The 15507-nt window shown below is 69.3% G+C and carries 16 protein-coding genes; all 16 read right to left on the bottom strand.

Annotated features, from left to right (window positions below; genetic code table 11):
• Positions 1 to 2: 2 nt before the first annotated feature.
• Complete coding sequence (locus tag N1031_RS08960) at positions 3 to 650, bottom strand: regulatory protein RecX (protein ID WP_259479265.1); 648 nt, start codon at positions 648 to 650, stop codon at positions 3 to 5.
• A 6-nt stretch (positions 651 to 656) separates the two neighbouring features.
• On the bottom strand, positions 657 to 1727 hold the full coding sequence (gene recA / locus N1031_RS08955) for a recombinase RecA (RefSeq protein WP_259479264.1): 1071 nt from the start codon (positions 1725 to 1727) through the stop codon (positions 657 to 659).
• A gap of 270 nt (positions 1728 to 1997) precedes the next feature.
• On the bottom strand, positions 1998 to 2225 hold the full coding sequence (locus tag N1031_RS08950) for a DUF3046 domain-containing protein (RefSeq protein WP_259479263.1): 228 nt from the start codon (positions 2223 to 2225) through the stop codon (positions 1998 to 2000).
• A gap of 4 nt (positions 2226 to 2229) precedes the next feature.
• Positions 2230 to 2535 carry a helix-turn-helix domain-containing protein gene (locus N1031_RS08945; protein ID WP_259479262.1) on the bottom strand — a complete coding sequence of 102 codons (306 nt, stop codon included), beginning with the start codon at positions 2533 to 2535 and terminating at the stop codon, positions 2230 to 2232.
• Positions 2536 to 2645: 110 nt separating this feature from the next.
• Positions 2646 to 3161, bottom strand: a complete 516-nt coding sequence (locus N1031_RS08940; protein WP_259479312.1) for a CinA family protein — start codon at positions 3159 to 3161, stop codon at positions 2646 to 2648.
• Positions 3158 to 3772 carry a CDP-diacylglycerol--glycerol-3-phosphate 3-phosphatidyltransferase gene (gene pgsA / locus N1031_RS08935; RefSeq protein WP_259479261.1) on the bottom strand — a complete coding sequence of 205 codons (615 nt, stop codon included), beginning with the start codon at positions 3770 to 3772 and terminating at the stop codon, positions 3158 to 3160. The genes N1031_RS08940 and pgsA overlap by 4 nt, the downstream gene beginning before the upstream one ends.
• 4 nt (positions 3773 to 3776) lie before the next feature.
• Positions 3777 to 6584 carry an FtsK/SpoIIIE family DNA translocase gene (locus N1031_RS08930; protein ID WP_259479260.1) on the bottom strand — a complete coding sequence of 936 codons (2808 nt, stop codon included), beginning with the start codon at positions 6582 to 6584 and terminating at the stop codon, positions 3777 to 3779.
• A 65-nt stretch (positions 6585 to 6649) separates the two neighbouring features.
• Positions 6650 to 8326: a ribonuclease J gene (locus tag N1031_RS08925; protein ID WP_259479259.1), complete on the bottom strand. Its 1677-nt coding sequence runs from the start codon at positions 8324 to 8326 to the stop codon at positions 6650 to 6652.
• A gap of 54 nt (positions 8327 to 8380) precedes the next feature.
• Positions 8381 to 9358, bottom strand: a complete 978-nt coding sequence (dapA, locus tag N1031_RS08920) for a 4-hydroxy-tetrahydrodipicolinate synthase (protein ID WP_259479258.1) — start codon at positions 9356 to 9358, stop codon at positions 8381 to 8383.
• 18 nt (positions 9359 to 9376) lie between these two features.
• Positions 9377 to 10282 carry a GTPase Era gene (gene era, locus N1031_RS08915; RefSeq protein ID WP_259479257.1) on the bottom strand — a complete coding sequence of 302 codons (906 nt, stop codon included), beginning with the start codon at positions 10280 to 10282 and terminating at the stop codon, positions 9377 to 9379.
• Positions 10279 to 11598: a hemolysin family protein gene (locus N1031_RS08910; RefSeq protein ID WP_375163627.1), complete on the bottom strand. Its 1320-nt coding sequence runs from the start codon at positions 11596 to 11598 to the stop codon at positions 10279 to 10281. The genes era and N1031_RS08910 overlap by 4 nt, the downstream gene beginning before the upstream one ends.
• A complete protein-coding gene (ybeY, locus tag N1031_RS08905; protein ID WP_259479256.1) occupies positions 11595 to 12062 on the bottom strand; it encodes an rRNA maturation RNase YbeY in 468 nt (155 codons plus the stop codon). Before ybeY ends, N1031_RS08910 begins: the two co-directional genes overlap by 4 nt.
• Positions 12063 to 12066: 4 nt before the next feature.
• The gene (locus tag N1031_RS08900) at positions 12067 to 13068 is read right to left on the bottom strand and encodes a PhoH family protein (RefSeq protein ID WP_259479310.1); all 1002 of its coding nucleotides are present in this window, start codon (positions 13066 to 13068) and stop codon (positions 12067 to 12069) included.
• A gap of 67 nt (positions 13069 to 13135) precedes the next feature.
• Entirely contained in the window at positions 13136 to 13495 is a 360-nt protein-coding gene (locus N1031_RS08895) for an HIT domain-containing protein (RefSeq protein ID WP_259479255.1), read from the bottom strand.
• An 83-nt stretch (positions 13496 to 13578) separates the two neighbouring features.
• Complete coding sequence (locus tag N1031_RS08890; protein ID WP_259479254.1) at positions 13579 to 14346, bottom strand: 16S rRNA (uracil(1498)-N(3))-methyltransferase; 768 nt, start codon at positions 14344 to 14346, stop codon at positions 13579 to 13581.
• A 10-nt stretch (positions 14347 to 14356) separates the two neighbouring features.
• Complete coding sequence (dnaJ, locus tag N1031_RS08885; protein WP_259479253.1) at positions 14357 to 15469, bottom strand: molecular chaperone DnaJ; 1113 nt, start codon at positions 15467 to 15469, stop codon at positions 14357 to 14359.
• Between the last annotated feature and the right edge of the window lie 38 nt (positions 15470 to 15507).

Raw genomic sequence — 15507 nt, 5'->3', positions numbered from 1 at the left:
CCTCAGACGAAGCGCGGGCCCGTGGACCGCCGGCGAGTGGCCAGCGCGCGCCTGGTGGCCTCGCGCACGACGCCCGAGGTGAATCCCCGCCTCGTGAGAAAGCCCATCAGCCGACGCTCGACCGTCTGCTCGTCGTATCCCGAGAGCTGCGCCACCCTTTTCATGGCGGCTTCGACGGCCAGGTCGAACTCCGTCTCCTCGTCGAGCTGCTCGAGTGCGGCGGTGACGAACTCGCCCGGGATCTTTCGGGCACTCAGTTCGCGGCCGATGGCGGCCTTGCTCTTGTGACTGCGTTCGCTCAAGCGCGACACCATGGCTTCGGCGAGAGCGAAGTCGTCGAGGTAGCCGAGCTCTTCGTACCGGGCCACCAGCACCTCGGCCTCATCGATCGAAGCTCCCTGAGACACCAGGAGTTCGTGGGTCTCGACGGTCGAGAGCTGCCGACGACCCAGCGCCCGCAGAACGGAGTCTCCGATGCGCTCGAGCCGCTCCTCGTCGCTCTCCTCATCGATGGCCCCGGCGTCGATGGCCTGGTCGTCGATGGCCCGATCGTGTTCGAAGTGACTCACGTCGGCGGCGCCGGAGGCGGCCACCGCGCGCGAGCGAGCCCGCCCACGCCGCACCGCCTCCAGGCTGACCACGTCGTTCATCGTCGGCTAGGCGCCTTTACGCGAAGCGAGCTTCGCCTCGATGGACTCGACCGAACCACCGGTCTGGCCCGCGGCTCCCGCCTCGCCCACACCGAGCTTCGCCAGGATCTTGCTCTCGATCTCGGCCGCGACATCGGGGTTCTCCTTGAGGAAGCGGCGCGAGTTCTCCTTGCCCTGGCCGAGCTGGTCGCCGTCGTAGGTGTACCAGGCACCCGACTTGCGCACGATCTCGTGCTCGACACCGAAGTCGATGAGGCTGCCCTCGCGGGAGATGCCCACACCGTAGAGGATGTCGAACTCCGCCTGCTTGAAGGGCGGGGCCATCTTGTTCTTCACGACCTTCACGCGGGTGCGGTTGCCGACGGCCTCTGTACCCTCCTTGAGGGTCTCGATGCGGCGGATGTCGAGTCGCACCGAGGCGTAGAACTTGAGCGCCTTACCACCGGCGGTGGTCTCGGGGCTGCCGAAGAACACGCCGATCTTCTCGCGCAGCTGGTTGATGAAGATCATGGTGGTGTTGGTCTGGTTGAGCCCACCGGTGAGCTTGCGCAGCGCCTGCGACATGAGGCGCGCCTGGAGACCCACGTGAGAGTCGCCCATCTCGCCCTCGATCTCGGCGCGGGGGACGAGGGCCGCCACCGAGTCGATGACGATGAGGTCGATCGAGCCGGAGCGCACCAGCATGTCGGCGATCTCGAGCGCCTGCTCCCCGGTGTCAGGCTGAGAGACCAGGAGGGAGTCGATGTCGACGCCGAGCTTCTTGGCGTACTCGGGGTCGAGGGCGTGCTCGGCGTCGATGAAGGCGGCGATACCACCGGCCCGCTGGGCGTTGGCGATGGCGTGCAGCGTGAGCGTGGTCTTGCCCGAGGACTCCGGGCCGTAGATCTCGACGATGCGGCCGCGCGGCAGGCCCCCGATGCCGAGCGCCACGTCGAGCGCGATCGACCCGGTGGGCACGACCTCGACGGGAGCACGCTCGTCGCTGCCGAGGCGCATCACCGAGCCCTTGCCGAACTGGCGATCGATCTGGGCGAGCGCGGTCTCTAGTGCTTTCTCACGATTTGCGTCTGACGGCATCTCGATCTCCTTCGTGCTGGTGCGGCCTCTCGGCGGCGGATGGTGTGCCCACAGGCTGTCGTGGCGTCGAACCGTCCGGTACGACGACGACAGGGCGTCGACGGGTGGTCGAACACGCATCACGCTAGAGCCGACCTCCGACACCGGGGGCGCCGTCAGCAGAATCTGTGGAGAACGTGTTCGAATCTCCCGCTGTGCAGGAGCCTACGCCTCACCGAAGATATGTTCGAGAGTCGAACCCGGCGTGTCGTGCACGCCGCACGTCGACGCTCAGCCTCGGGGCTGTGCGGGCAGGCCTGCACCATGGCGGCGGTGCACGGGAACATCTGACGCCCGGCACACGGCCAGCCACACCTCGCGCGGCGACACTCCCGCCGCCAGCGCCTCCGCCGGCGTGCGGTCACCGAGATCGACCAGCACGAGGTCGTCGGTCACCACACGCCCGTAGGCACTCCCGAACTCGTCGAGGATCGCCTGCCGGAACTCGCTCAGTCGCACCCGCTCAGCGGGCGACGAGGTCGGCGTCGAAGTCGGCCACGAACTCGTCCGGGATGGTGTCGGGGATGGAGTTGCCCTCCACCAGGGCGAGCCGGTCTCCGACCTCGCGCATGATGACCGAGATCGGGGTGTCGAGCGCCTCGGCGACCGACGCGAGGATCTCGCTCGACGCCTCCTTCTGACCTCGCTCCACCTCGCTCAGGTAGCCGAGCGCGACGCTCGCCTTGCTGGCGACTTGGCGAAGGGTACGACCCTTCTGCAGACGGAAGTCCCGAAGCACGTCGCCGATTTCCTGACGAACTAGAATCATTGGACCCTCCTTGCGCATCCTGTCACCGTGTGGTTCGTAGCAAAGACTCTAAACGACCGGGACTGGACAATACTTGTGAATGACGTCAGATGTAACGAGATCGAAACGCGTCACATTCCCACCTCGAGATCGAGCGCGACAGCGAGCAGACTGAGCGCCTCGCGCACCGCTCCGGCCCGCACCTCCGCCCGGTCGCCTTCGATGTGCAGCGCGTGCGCCCGCACGTCGCTGCCCACCGCGATACCCACGTACACGGTGCCCGGCGGCTGACCGTCCTGCGGGTCGGGCCCCGCCACACCGGTGGTCGAGACCCCGACCGCCGCCGGCTCGCCCGCCACCGCCAGAGCCTCGCGCGCTCCGACCGCCATCTGCATCGCCACATCCGGATGCACCGGCCCGTGAGCCGCCAGAACCTCGGCATCGACCCCGAGCACCGTGTGCTTGACCGCCGTGTCGTAGGCCACCACTCCCCCGCGGAGCACCGCGGAGACGCCCGGCACGTCGACGAGGGCCGCCGTGAGGAGACCGCCCGTGAGCGACTCTGCCACGGCGATGCTCGTGCGGCCGGCGAGGAGAGCGGACACGATACGCGGGGCGAGGCCGTTGAGCGGCTCGGGGCCGGTCATCTCGTCGAGGACGGCGGGTTCGACGGGGCGCCAGGCGCCGGCCGATTGAGCCGCCACGCCTGCACGAGGTAGTCGATGCCAGTGACGACGGTGAGTACCAGCGCGAGCGCCATGAACACGGTGTTCACCCAGTCGACCCAGCCGCCGAACAGCGCCGGGAAGGGCAGCAGCGCCAGGGAGATGGCGATCGACTGCACCAGGGTCTTGAGCTTGCCGCCCCGCGAGGCCGGGATGACGCGGTCTTTCAGCTGCACGAAGCGCCACACGGTGATGCCCACCTCGCGCACCAGGATGAGCGCCGTGACCCACCAGGGCAGCTCACCGAGGATCGACAGGCCGATGAGCGCGGCGCCCGTGAGCACCTTGTCGGCGATGGGGTCGAGCAGCTTGCCGAGATCGGTGACGAGGCCACGGCTGCGCGCGATGTGCCCGTCGATGCCGTCGGTGGCGATGGCCAGGATGAAGAGCACCGCCGCCGCCCAGCGCAGCGCGCCGTGGTCGTGCCCGTCGACGAGCAGCATGACGAAGAACACCGGTGCGAGCAGGATGCGCACGATGGTGATGGCGTTCGGCAGGTTCCAGTTGCTGACCCGCACCTCGTCCGCGCTCACGCGATCACTCCCTGCCGGTCAGCTGCCAGGCGTCTTCGTCGCCGGACTCGTCGTCGTCCTCAGCGTAGCGGTCGGCGGCGGGCGCCACCGCCCCCTGGTCGCCCCGGATCATGGCGAGCACCTGCGGAAGCTGCTCGGCCGTGACGAGCACGTCGCGGGCCTTCGAACCCTCCGAGGGCCCGACGATCTCGCGCGACTCCAGCAGGTCCATCAGGCGGCCCGCCTTCGCGAAGCCGACCTTGAGCTTGCGCTGCAGCATCGAGGTGGAGCCGAACTGGCTGGTGACCACGAGTTCGGCCGCCGCGAGCAGCACTTCGAGGTCGTCGCCGATGTCCGAGTCGATCTGCTTCTTCTCGGCCGTGACCGCCACGTCGTCGCGGTACTCCGGGCGCGCCTGCCTCGTGACGTGCTCCACCACCTTGGCGATCTCGCTCTCACCCACCCAGGCGCCCTGCACCCGGATGGCCTTCGACGAGCCCATCGGCAGGAACAGCGCGTCTCCCTGGCCGATGAGCTTGTCAGCTCCCGGCTGGTCGAGGATGACCCGCGAGTCGGTGACGCTCGTGACCGCGAAGGCCAGGCGTGAGGGCACGTTGGCCTTGATGAGACCGGTGACCACGTCGACCGAGGGCCGTTGCGTGGCGAGCACCAGGTGGATGCCCGAGGCGCGGGCGAGCTGGGTGATGCGCACGATCGAGTCCTCGACGTCGCGCGGGGCGACCATCATGAGGTCGGCGAGCTCGTCGACCACCACGAGGAGGTACGGGTAGGGCTTCAGCACGCGCTGCGAGGCGGGCGGCAACTGGATCTCGTCGTTGATGACGGCGCGGTTGAAGTCGTCGATGTGCCGGAAGCCGAAGCTCTCCAGGTCGTCGTACCTCATGTCCATCTCCTTCACCACCCAGGCCAGCGCCTCCGCCGCCTTCTTCGGGTTGGTGATGATGGGGGTGATGAGGTGGGGCACGCCCTGGTACGCGGTGAGCTCGACCCGCTTCGGGTCGATCAGCACCATGCGCACCTCGCTCGGCTTCGCCCGCATGAGCACGCTCGTGACCATCGAGTTCACGAAGCTCGACTTGCCCGAACCGGTGGAACCGGCCACCAGCAGGTGGGGCATCTTGGCGAGGTTGGCCAGCACGAACTTGCCCTCGACGTCTTTGCCCACACCGATGGTCATCGGGTGGGGGTCGTTCATCGCCTTCTGCGAACGCAGCACGTCCCCCAGCGACACGGTCTCGCGGTCGGTGTTGGGGATCTCGATGCCGATGGCGCTGCGGCCCGGGATGGGCGAGAGGATGCGCACCTCGTTCGAGGCCACCGCGTAGGCGAGGTTCTTCGACAGCGCGGTGACCCGCTCCACCTTCACGCCGGGGCCGAGCTCGATCTCGTAACGGGTGACGGTCGGGCCGCGCGAGAACCCGGTGACCGTGGCGTCGACCGAGAACTGCTTCAGCACATCGGTGATCGCCCGCACGATGTCGTCGTTCACCGCGGAGCGAGCCTTGGAGGGTTCACCGACCGAGAGGTTCGAGACCGACGGCAGACGGTAATTGACCGGGTCGGATGCGGGGGCGGGCTCGGGGAGGCCGTCGACGCTCTCGACGTCGCCGGGAACCGGGTTGGCGAAGGCGTCGAGCGACTCCGTCGCGTCGTCGTCGAGCAGCCCCGTCGCCTGCTTGCGACCGGGGAGGATCTCCCCGGTGACGCGTTTGATGGCCTGCTCGGCGGCCTGCATGTCGCGCAGGAGTCCCTTGCCGAAGTTCTCCGTGGCGTCGTCGCCCGGTCCCGCGATCATCGCATCGAAATCGGCCGCACTCGCGTAGGGGCCGTCCTCGGGCGGCGGCGTACGGTCTTCGATGCGCGGCGCCAGCGGCGGGGTGTCGAATTCGGGATCGGCCTCGCGCTGGGAGTCGTTGCGACGCCACCAGGGCAGCGCGCCCGAGTCGGAGGGCTGGGCGTCGAAGTCGAGCATGTTGGGGTCGTCGCCGGCCGCCTCGCCCTTGCGACGGCGCTTGCGGGCGGGAGCGGCCGAGGCGTCGGCGGCGGCCTCGGCGGCCGTCGCACCCGTCGCACCCTCCTCAGGCGCGGTGGCCCCGAAAAGGTAGGCGTAGAGCTCGCGCACGCGGCGGCCGATGCGGTTCGGCGGCGTCTTGGTGATGATGAACAGCGACAGCACCGCGAAGAGCACGAGCACGATCGTGGCGCCGACCGGCGTGATGAGCGCCACCAGAGGCGCCCCCGCGATCCAGCCGATGATGCCGCCGGCCGCGGAGAGCCCCTCGATGCCGGCCGCCGGGTCGGGCGCGCCGCCGTGCACGTGACAGAGCCCGGAGACGGCGACGAGGAAGACGGCGAGACCGATGCCGATGCGCCCGTTGTCGTTGACGGACGCAGGGTGCCTGAACAACCACAGCGCCAGCAGGAGCAGGATGACGGGGAGCGCGTAGGCCACCCGGCCGAACAGCCCACCGAAGGTGTACGCGTTCAGCGCCACGGCCACGGCGTTCGACGCGAAGAACCACTCGACGACCGCGCCCGCGACCGCGAGCAGGAAGAACAGGAACGGCAGGCCGTCCCTCCGCTCCTCCTTCGCCAGCTTCTCGGGCCCGAAGGCCCGCGCCGCTCCGCCCACCACGTGGGCCAGCGCGAGCCACATCCGCGCGAGGGCGTTGGGCTTCTGCTCGGTGACGACCGGATACTTCACGGTCTTCTGGGCGGCGGTGCGCGATGCCGGCTTGCGGGGTGCCGCTCCGTTCGCGCGCGCCGAGGACGCCCCCCTGGATCGGGGCGTCGACGTACTCCTCGTGGCCATGCCACGACGCTACCCGCCACCCCCGACGACGCGGTGGTGCCGCGCCGAGGGTGGTCGGCCCGCGCTCAGGCCTCGATCACCATCGGCACGATCATGGGCCGACGGCGGAAGCTGGTGTTCACCCAGCGGCCGACCGTGCGACGCACGACCTGCTGCAGCGCGTACGGGTCGCGCACGCCGTTTCCGGCGGCCTCCGCGAGCGCCGCACTGATCTTCGGCTTGACGGAGTCGAAGACCTTGTCGTCTTCGGCGAAGCCCTTGGCGTTGATCTCGGGCCCCACCACGATCCGGCCGGTCTGCGCTTCCACCACGACGATGATGGAGATGAACCCCTCCTCGCCGAGGATGCGCCGGTCTTTGAGGTCGGCATCGGTGATCTCGCCCACCGACGAGCCGTCGACGTAGACCAGACCGAGATCGTACTGCCCCACCACGCGCGCGACGCCGTTCCGCAGGTCGACCACGGTGCCGTCGTCGGCCACGATCGTGTTGCGCTCGGGCACCCCGGTCTCGATGGCGAGCTTCTGGCTGGCCACGAGGTGACGGTATTCGCCGTGCACCGGCAGCACGTTCTTGGGCTTCAGGATGTTGTAGCAGTAGAGCAGCTCGCCCGCGGCCGCGTGGCCGGAGACGTGCACCTTCGCGTTGCCCTTATGCACCACGTTGGCACCGAGCTTGGTGAGGCCGTTGATGACGCGGTAGACCGCGTTCTCGTTGCCGGGGATGAGGCTGGAGGCGAGGATGACCGTGTCGCCCTCCCCCACCTCGATCTGGTGCTCGAGGTTCGCCATCCGCGACAGCACGGCCATCGGCTCGCCCTGCGAACCAGTGGACATGTAGACGATACGGTCGTCGGGCAGGTCGCCCGCCTTCTTGAAGTCGATCAGCACCCCGTCGGGCACCTTGAGGTAGCCGAGCTCCGCGGCGATGGTCATGTTGCGCACCATCGAACGGCCGAGCAGGGCCACCCGCCGCCCGTGGGCGTGGGCGGCGTCGAGCACCTGCTGCACGCGGTGCACGTGGCTCGAGAAGCTCGCCACGATCACGCGCCGGGGTGCGCGCTCGATGATGGACTCCAGCACCGGGCCGATGTCGCGCTCGAGCGGCGTGAAGCCGGGCACGTCGGCGTTGGTGGAGTCGGGCAGGAACAGGTCGACGCCCTCCTCGCCGAGCCGCGCGAACGCGCGCAGGTCGGTGAGCCTGCCGTCCAGCGGCAGCTGGTCCATCTTGAAGTCGCCCGTGTGCAGCACCACGCCGGCCGGTGTCTTGATGGCGACCGCCAGCGCATCCGGGATCGAGTGGTTCACCGCGACGAACTCGCAGGTGAACGGCCCGAGCTCCTCGACCTGCCCCTCCTTCACGTCGAAGGTGTAGGGCGTGATGCGGTGTTCCTTGAGCTTCGCCTCCACGAGGGCGAGGGTGAGTCCCGAGCCGATGAGCGGGATGTCTTCGCGCAGCTTGAGCAGGTAGGGCACCGCGCCGATGTGGTCTTCGTGCCCGTGGGTGAGCACGATGCCCACCACGTCGTCGAGGCGGTCCCGCACGATCGAGAAGTCGGGCAGGATGAGGTCGACCCCGGGCTGGTCGGCCTCGGGGAAGAGCACGCCGCAGTCGACCACGAGGAGCTTGCCCTCGTACTCGTAGACGGTCATGTTGCGGCCGATCTCGCCGAGTCCGCCGACGGGCGTGACTCGCAGGGTTCCGGCTTCCAGGGGCGGGGGCGGTGCTATCGGGCTCTGCATGGGCCCTCCTCGTTCGTGTTCGATTGCGATGCGCGCCTCGGGGCGCGCGGCGGCTCAGCGCGTGGTGCCGGCCACCTTGGGGAGTGCGCCGCCGGCCGCCGCGTTGCGGTCGGGGCGGAAATTCTTGAAGTCGAGCCCGGGGATGTTCTTCACGAGGTCGATCTCGTTCTCGATCTCGGCGGCCTCCCACTCCTCGGGGCCCACGAGCGGCAGACGCACGCGCGGGCTGCCGATGCGGCCGAGGCCGTGCAGGATGTACTTCGCCGCGACCGTGCCCGGCACGTGCGTCATGATGGCGCGCACCAGCGGCTCGAGCGACTGGTGGGCCGCCGTGGCGGTGGCGAGGTCACCGGCGTTCACGGCGTCGACGATGGTGCGGTACGGCGCGGGCGCCACGTTGGCCGTGACGCCGATGAGGCCGGCCGCGCCGATCGCCATGTGCGGCAGCACGTTGGAGTCGTCACCGGAGAAGTAGAGCAGGTCGGTCTGGTTGAGCACCCGGCTGACCTCGCTGAAGTCGCCCTTGGCGTCTTTCACGGCGAGGATGTTCGGGTGCTTGGCCAGCCGCAGGATGGTCTCGTACTTGATGGGCACGCCGGTGCGGCCGGGAATGTCGTAGAGGATGACCGGCAGGTCGGTGGCGTCGGCGATCATGCGGAAGTGCGTGAGGATGCCGGCCTGGGTGGGCTTGTTGTAGTACGGCGTGACGACGAGGTTGCCGTCGGCGCCCGCCTTCTCGCTCTGCCTGGCCAGCTGCATCGCGTGCGCGGTCTCGTTGGAGCCGCCGCCCGTGATGATCTTCGCCCGGCCCGCGGCCACCTCCTTGCCCACCTCGACGAGACGGATCTTCTCGGGGTCGGTGAGCGTGGAGGTCTCCCCGGTGGTGCCGCTCACCACGATGCCGTCGGCGCCGCCCACGATGAGGTCGTCGATGAGCTTCTCGACCCCCGGCCAGTCGACCTCTCCGTCGGCGGTGAAGGGGGTGACCATGGCGACCAGAACCTGGCCGAACGGGTTCTCAGGGGTAGACACCACTCCAGGCTACCGGGTTCAGAAGCCGAGCCTGCCCAACAGCTTCGCGTCGCGCTGCCAGTCCTTGGCCACCTTCACCCTGATGTTGAGATACACCTGCTTGCCGACCAGAGGCTCGATCTCGGCGCGGGCGCGGGCGCCCACCTCACCGAGCCTCGACCCCTTCGGGCCGATGATGATGCCCTTCTGGCTGTCGCGCTCCACCCAGAGGTTCGCGTAGATCTCCACCAGGTCCTTGTCGTCGCGCTCGGAGAGGTCGTCGATCGTGACCGCGATGGAGTGCGGCAGCTCGTCGCGCACACCCTCCAGGGCCGCCTCGCGGATGAGCTCGGCGATGCGCGATTCGAGCCCCGCATCGGTCGACTGGTCGTCGGGGTAGAGCTTCTGCGACTCCGGCAGAAGGGCGATGAGCTCGGCCACGAGTACGTCGAGCTGGATGCGCGAGGTGGCCGACACGGGCACGATCGCCTCCCAGTCGCGCAGCTGCGAGACCGCGAACAGCTGGTCGCCCACCGCGGGCTTGGAGACCTCGTCGATCTTCGTGACGATGGCGACCTTCTTCGCCCGCGGATACGCGTCCAGCTGCTCGTTGATGTACCGGTCGCCGGGCCCGATCTTCTCGTCGGCCGGGATGCAGAAGCCGATCACGTCGACGTCGCCGAGCGTCTGCTGCACGAGCGAGTTGAGCCGCTCGCCGAGGAGCGTGCGCGGGCGGTGCATGCCCGGGGTGTCGACGATGATGAGCTGGCCGGCCGGGTCGTGCACGATGCCCCGGATGGCCTGCCGGGTGGTCTGCGGCTTCGAGCTCGTGATGGCCACCTTCTCGCCGACCAGGGCGTTGGTGAGCGTGGACTTGCCCACGTTCGGCCGGCCCACGAAGGTGGCGAAGCCGGCCCGGAAGGTGGGAGTGGTGTCGTCGGTCATGCGCCCTCCTCGGCGTGTGCGGTCTCGCGCGCCGGCAGCGGCGCATCCGGGTCTCGGCGGGCGATCACGGTGACGACGCGGCGCCGGCCCTCCGTGCGGTCGGCGGTGAGCACCAGGCCGGTGATGCGCGCCTCGTCGCCCGGCAGAGGAAGCCGGCCGAGGGCCTTGGTGAGCAGTCCTCCCGCCGAGTCGACGTCGTCGTCGTCGAGCTCGAGCCCGAACAGCTCGCCCAGCTCGTCGACCGGAAGGCGCGCGCTCACACGGAACGAGGCGTCGGAACCCTCGCCGCCGAGCGGCTCGACCTCCACCACGTCGCGGTCGTACTCGTCGGAGATGTCGCCCACGAGCTCTTCGAGCAGGTCTTCGAGCGTGACCAGGCCCGCGATGCCGCCGTACTCGTCGACCACCATCGCGAGATGGTTGGACTCGGCCTGCATCTGCCGGAGCGTGTCGTCGGTCTTCTTCGACTCGGGGATGAACAGGGCGGGCCGGGCGAGCTCGCGCACGAGCATGCGGTCGACCTGCTCGGGCCGCTCGTAGGCCACGCGGGCCGCGTCGCGGAGGTAGAGCACGCCCGAGATCTCGTCGACCCGGTCGTCGACCACGATCGGCATGCGCGAGACGCCCTTGCTGAGGAAGAGCCCCAGACCGTGCCCCACGGTCGCGTCGTCGTCGATCGTGACCATGTCGGTGCGCGGGATCATGACCTCGCGCACCACCGTGTCGTTGAACTCGAGGATCGAGTGGATGAGCTCCCGGTCGTCTTCTTCGAGAACGTCGAGCTCGGTGGCCTCGTCGACCATGCTGAGCAGCTGCTCCTCCGACGAGAAGGTGCCCGAGCGCAGCCGACCGGGCGTGACGCGGTTGCCGATGGCCACCAGCGCGTTGGCGAGCGGACCCAGGATGACCCTCGTCAGGTGCACCGGAACAGCCCCGTAGCGCACCACGGCGCGGGCGTGCACCCGGCCGACGCTGCGCGGGCTCGACCCCACGAGCACGAACGAGACACCGGTCATGACCACGGCGGACAGCAGCAGGGCCAGCCAGAGCTGCTCGTTCGGGAAGGTGAACGCGAACGCGATCGTGACGAGCACCGCGGCCGTGGTCTCCGACACCACGCGTGCGAAATTGGCCGCATTGAGGTGCGCCCCGGTGTCTTCGGCGATCGCGCGCAGCGAGCGCTTCGCGCGGTAGCGCTCTGCCAGCTCGAGGATGTCGGCGCGCGAGAGCGAGAGCACCGCCGTGTCGATCGCGGCGAAGAGGCCGCCGAGCGCGACCAGCGCCAGTGCGGCGACGAGGAACAGGGCGATGGTCACGGCCGTCGGCGGCGCTCGCTCATGGCGAAGCCCACCAGGATGTCGCGCTGGATGCCGAACATCTCGCGCTCCTCGTCGGGCTCGGCGTGGTCGAAGCCGAGCAGGTGCAGGATGCCGTGGGTGGTGAGCAGCAGCAGTTCTTCGAGGGTGGAGTGCTTCGCGGCCTTGGCCTGCTCCTCGGCGACCTGCGGGCAGAGCACGACGTCGCCGAGGAGACCGGGCGGGGTCGGGGAGTCTTCGGTGCCGGGGCGCAGCTCGTCCATGGGGAAGCTCAGCACATCGGTGGGGCCGGGCTCGTCCATCCATTGCACGTGGAGCTGTTCCATCGCGGCCTCGTCGACCAGCACGATCGCGAGCTCCGCATCCGGATGCACGTGCATGTGGTCGAGGGCGAAGCTCGCGAGCCTCAGGATGGCGTTCTCGTCGACCTCGACCGAGGACTCGTTGTTGATCTCGATGGACATGGCTCTAGCGCCTCCTGGCGGCGTAACGCCGGTCTCGGTCGTTCTGGCTGCGGTCGTTCGGGGCCTGGTAGCCCGGGTTCTCGCGACGCGCCAGCTGCACCTGGTCGTACTTGGTGTAGGCGTCGACGATCTTGCCCACCAGGGTGTGCCGCACCACGTCGGCGCTCGTGAGCGTGGCGAAGTGGATGTCGTCGATGCGGTCGAGGATGCGCGATACCACCTGGAGGCCGCTCGTGCCGGTGGGCAGGTCGACCTGGGTGATGTCGCCCGTCACCACCATCTTCGAGCCGAAGCCGAGCCGGGTGAGGAACATCTTCATCTGCTCGGGCGTGGTGTTCTGCGCCTCGTCGAGCACGATGAAGGAGTTGTTGAGCGTGCGGCCGCGCATGTAGGCCAACGGCGCCACCTCGATGGTGCCGACGGCGAGCAGCTTCGGCACGATCTCGGGATCCATCATCTCGTTGAGGGCGTCGTAGAGCGGCCGCAGATAGGGATCGATCTTGTCGGTGAGGGTGCCCGGCAGGTAGCCCAGCCGCTCCCCCGCCTCGACGGCGGGACGGGTGAGGATGATGCGCTCGACCTCTTTGCGCTGCAGCGCCTGCACGGCCTTGGCCATCGCGAGGTAGGTCTTGCCGGTGCCCGCGGGACCGATGCCGAACACGATCGTGTTCTCGTCGATGGCGTCGACGTACTCCTTCTGACCCGCGGTCTTCGGGCGCACGGCCTTGCCGCGCGCCGTGACGATCGCCTGACCGAGCAGTTCCGACGGGCTCGCAGTCCGGTCGCCCTCGAGGATGCGCGCCGACGACGACACCTCGACCGGGGTGAGCTCCTGGCCGTTGCGCACCATCTGCAGCAGCTCCTCCACGAGCTTGCGTGCGGCGTCGACCTGGAACTTCTCACCGGAGAGCGAGATCTCGTTGCCGCGCACAAGAACCGACACGAGCGGGAACTGCCGCTCGATCGTGGTGAGCAGCCGGTCTTGCGGGCCGAGCAGTCGCACCATCTCGATGCCGTCGACGTGGAGTCTGGCCTCGGTGGTGCCGGGGATGGGGGTGGGTGTGGTCTCGGATTCAGCCAAGTGATGATTCCTTCAAGCCGCCCGCGAGAACATGGGCGTGCACGTGGAAGACGGTCTGACCGGCGTTCTCACCGGTGTTGAAGACGAGGCGGAACTCGCCGTCGGCGCGCTCGGCGGCGATCTCGTTCGCGAGGGCCACGAGCTCGGCGAGCAGCGCGGGGTCGCCCGCGGCCAGCTCCACGACGTCGCGGTAGCGCTCGGTCTTCGGGATGACCAGCACGTGCACCGGGGCCTTCGGCGCGATGTCTTCGATGGCGATGAGCCGATCGGTCTCGCGCACGACGGTGGCCGGGATCTCGCGCGCGATGATGCGCGAGAAGATCGACGGGGTGGAGCTCTCGGTGCTGGACATGTGACCATCCTACGTTCGGAGGATGGCCCGGCAGGGGGTCTCCCGTGCGCCTGTGGAGAACGCTCGCCTGTGGAGAACGCGCGCTACCAGCGGCCGAGTGCCACGTTGAGCACCGCGAGAGCCGCGGGCCCGGCGCTCGAGGTGCGCAGCACCTCGTCTCCCAGCCGGACGGGCTGCGCACCCGCCTCCGCGAGCCGGTCGAGCTCGCGCGGCGAGATCCCGCCCTCGGGCCCGACCACGAGCAGGATGGGCGGGGTGTCGGGTTCGTCGCCCGAACCGTCACCGAGCCGGTCGAACCGCAGCCCGCTCAACCGCTGCTCGGCGGTGGGCTCCAGCACGAGCATCCGCTGCCCCTCGGCCAGGGCGAGCAGCTGCGCGGTGTCGACGAGGTCGCCGACCGGGGGCACGAACGGCCGGATGGACTGCTTCGCAGCCTCGCGCACGATGGTCGACCAGCGCTCGACACCCTTCACGGCCTTGGCGCCGACCCAGCGCGAGACCGACCTCTCGGCCTGCCACGGGATGACCGCAGACACACCCAGTTCGGTGGCCGTCTGCACCGCGAGTTCGTCGCGGTCGCCCTTGGCGAGGGCCTGCACCAGCACGATGCGCGGCACGGGCTCCGGATGCAGCACCGACTCCTCGACGAGCACGTCGAGCTCTTTCGGCTCCACCCGGGTGACGATGCCGCTCACGACGAGGCCGTTGCCGTCGCCGACGGAGGTGTGCTCGCCGACCCGGAGCCGGTTGACCGTCGCGGCGTGCCGCGCCTCGTCACCGCCGAGCACCACCACGTCGCCCACCGTGTGGGGCACGACGGCGAGGTCGGGGCGCAGGAAGAGCGAGCTCATGACGGGCGGGTCAGACGTTGAGGAAGCGGTCGCGGAGCTTGGCGAACAGGCCCTGCTGGAACTGCCCGAGGCTCGGCGCCGGGTACTTGTGCGCGGCGGCCAGCTGCTTCACGAGCTCCTTCTGCTTGTGGTCGAGCTTCGTGGGCGTGACCACCTGCACGCCCACCCGCAGGTCGCCGCGACCGCTGCCCCGCAGGTGCGAGATGCCGCGGCCCTTCACCGTGATGACGTCGGCGCTCTGGATGCCCGGCTTGATCTCGAGCTCGATGTCGCCGTCGAGTGCGTTGATGGTGGTCGTGGTGCCGAGCACCGCATCCCACATCTGCACCTCGAGCGTGCACAGCAGGTCGTCGTCGTTGCGCGAGAACACGTCGTGGTGCTTGACCTTGATCTCGAGGTACACGTCGCCCTGGGGGCCGCCGGCCGGGCCCACCTCGCCCTGACCGGGCAGCTGCAGGCGCAGGCCCGTGTCGACCCCGGCGGGGATGTCGATCGGGATGACGCGGCGGGCGCGCACCCGGCCCTGGCCCTGGCAGGTGGTGCAGGGGTTCGGGATGATCGTGCCGAAGCCGCGGCAGGTGCCGCAGGGCGAGCTGGTGACGACGTTGCCGAGCAGCGAGCGCACGGTGCGCTGGATGGAGCCGGAGCCGTGGCAGATGTCGCAGGTGACGGGCGAGGTGCCCGGCAGGCAGCAGCTGCCGTTGCAGGTGTCGCAGACCACGGCGGTGTCGACCTCGAGGTCGCGATGGGTGCCGAACACCACCTCGCCGAGGTCGACCTCCACCCGCAGCAGCGCATCCTGCCCGCGCTCGGCGCGCGACTTCGGACCACGGCCCCCGCCGCCGGCCTGACCGCCGAAGAAGGTCTCGAAGATGTCGCCGAAGCCGCCGAAGCCCCCGCCCGCGCCGCCGAAGCCGGGCTGGGGGCCGCGGTCGTAGTCCCGGCGCTGACCGGGGTCGCTCAGCACGTCGTAGGCGTGGGTGACCTGCTTGAAGCGCTCCTGCGCATCCGGACTCGGGTTCACGTCGGGGTGCAGCTCACGCGCCAGGCGGCGATAGGCCTTCTTGATCTCCTCGGGCGTCGCTTCGCGCGAGACGCCGAGCACGTCGTAGTGGTCAGCCACCAGGGGCTTCTCCTTCGGGGTGGGGGACGGTGCGGATC

This window comes from Herbiconiux moechotypicola (genome assembly GCF_024979255.1).
Classification (GTDB): Bacteria; Actinomycetota; Actinomycetes; order Actinomycetales; family Microbacteriaceae; genus Herbiconiux; species Herbiconiux moechotypicola.
Note: the sequence above shows the minus strand (reverse complement) of the source record. Positions and strands in the feature narration are given on the sequence as shown.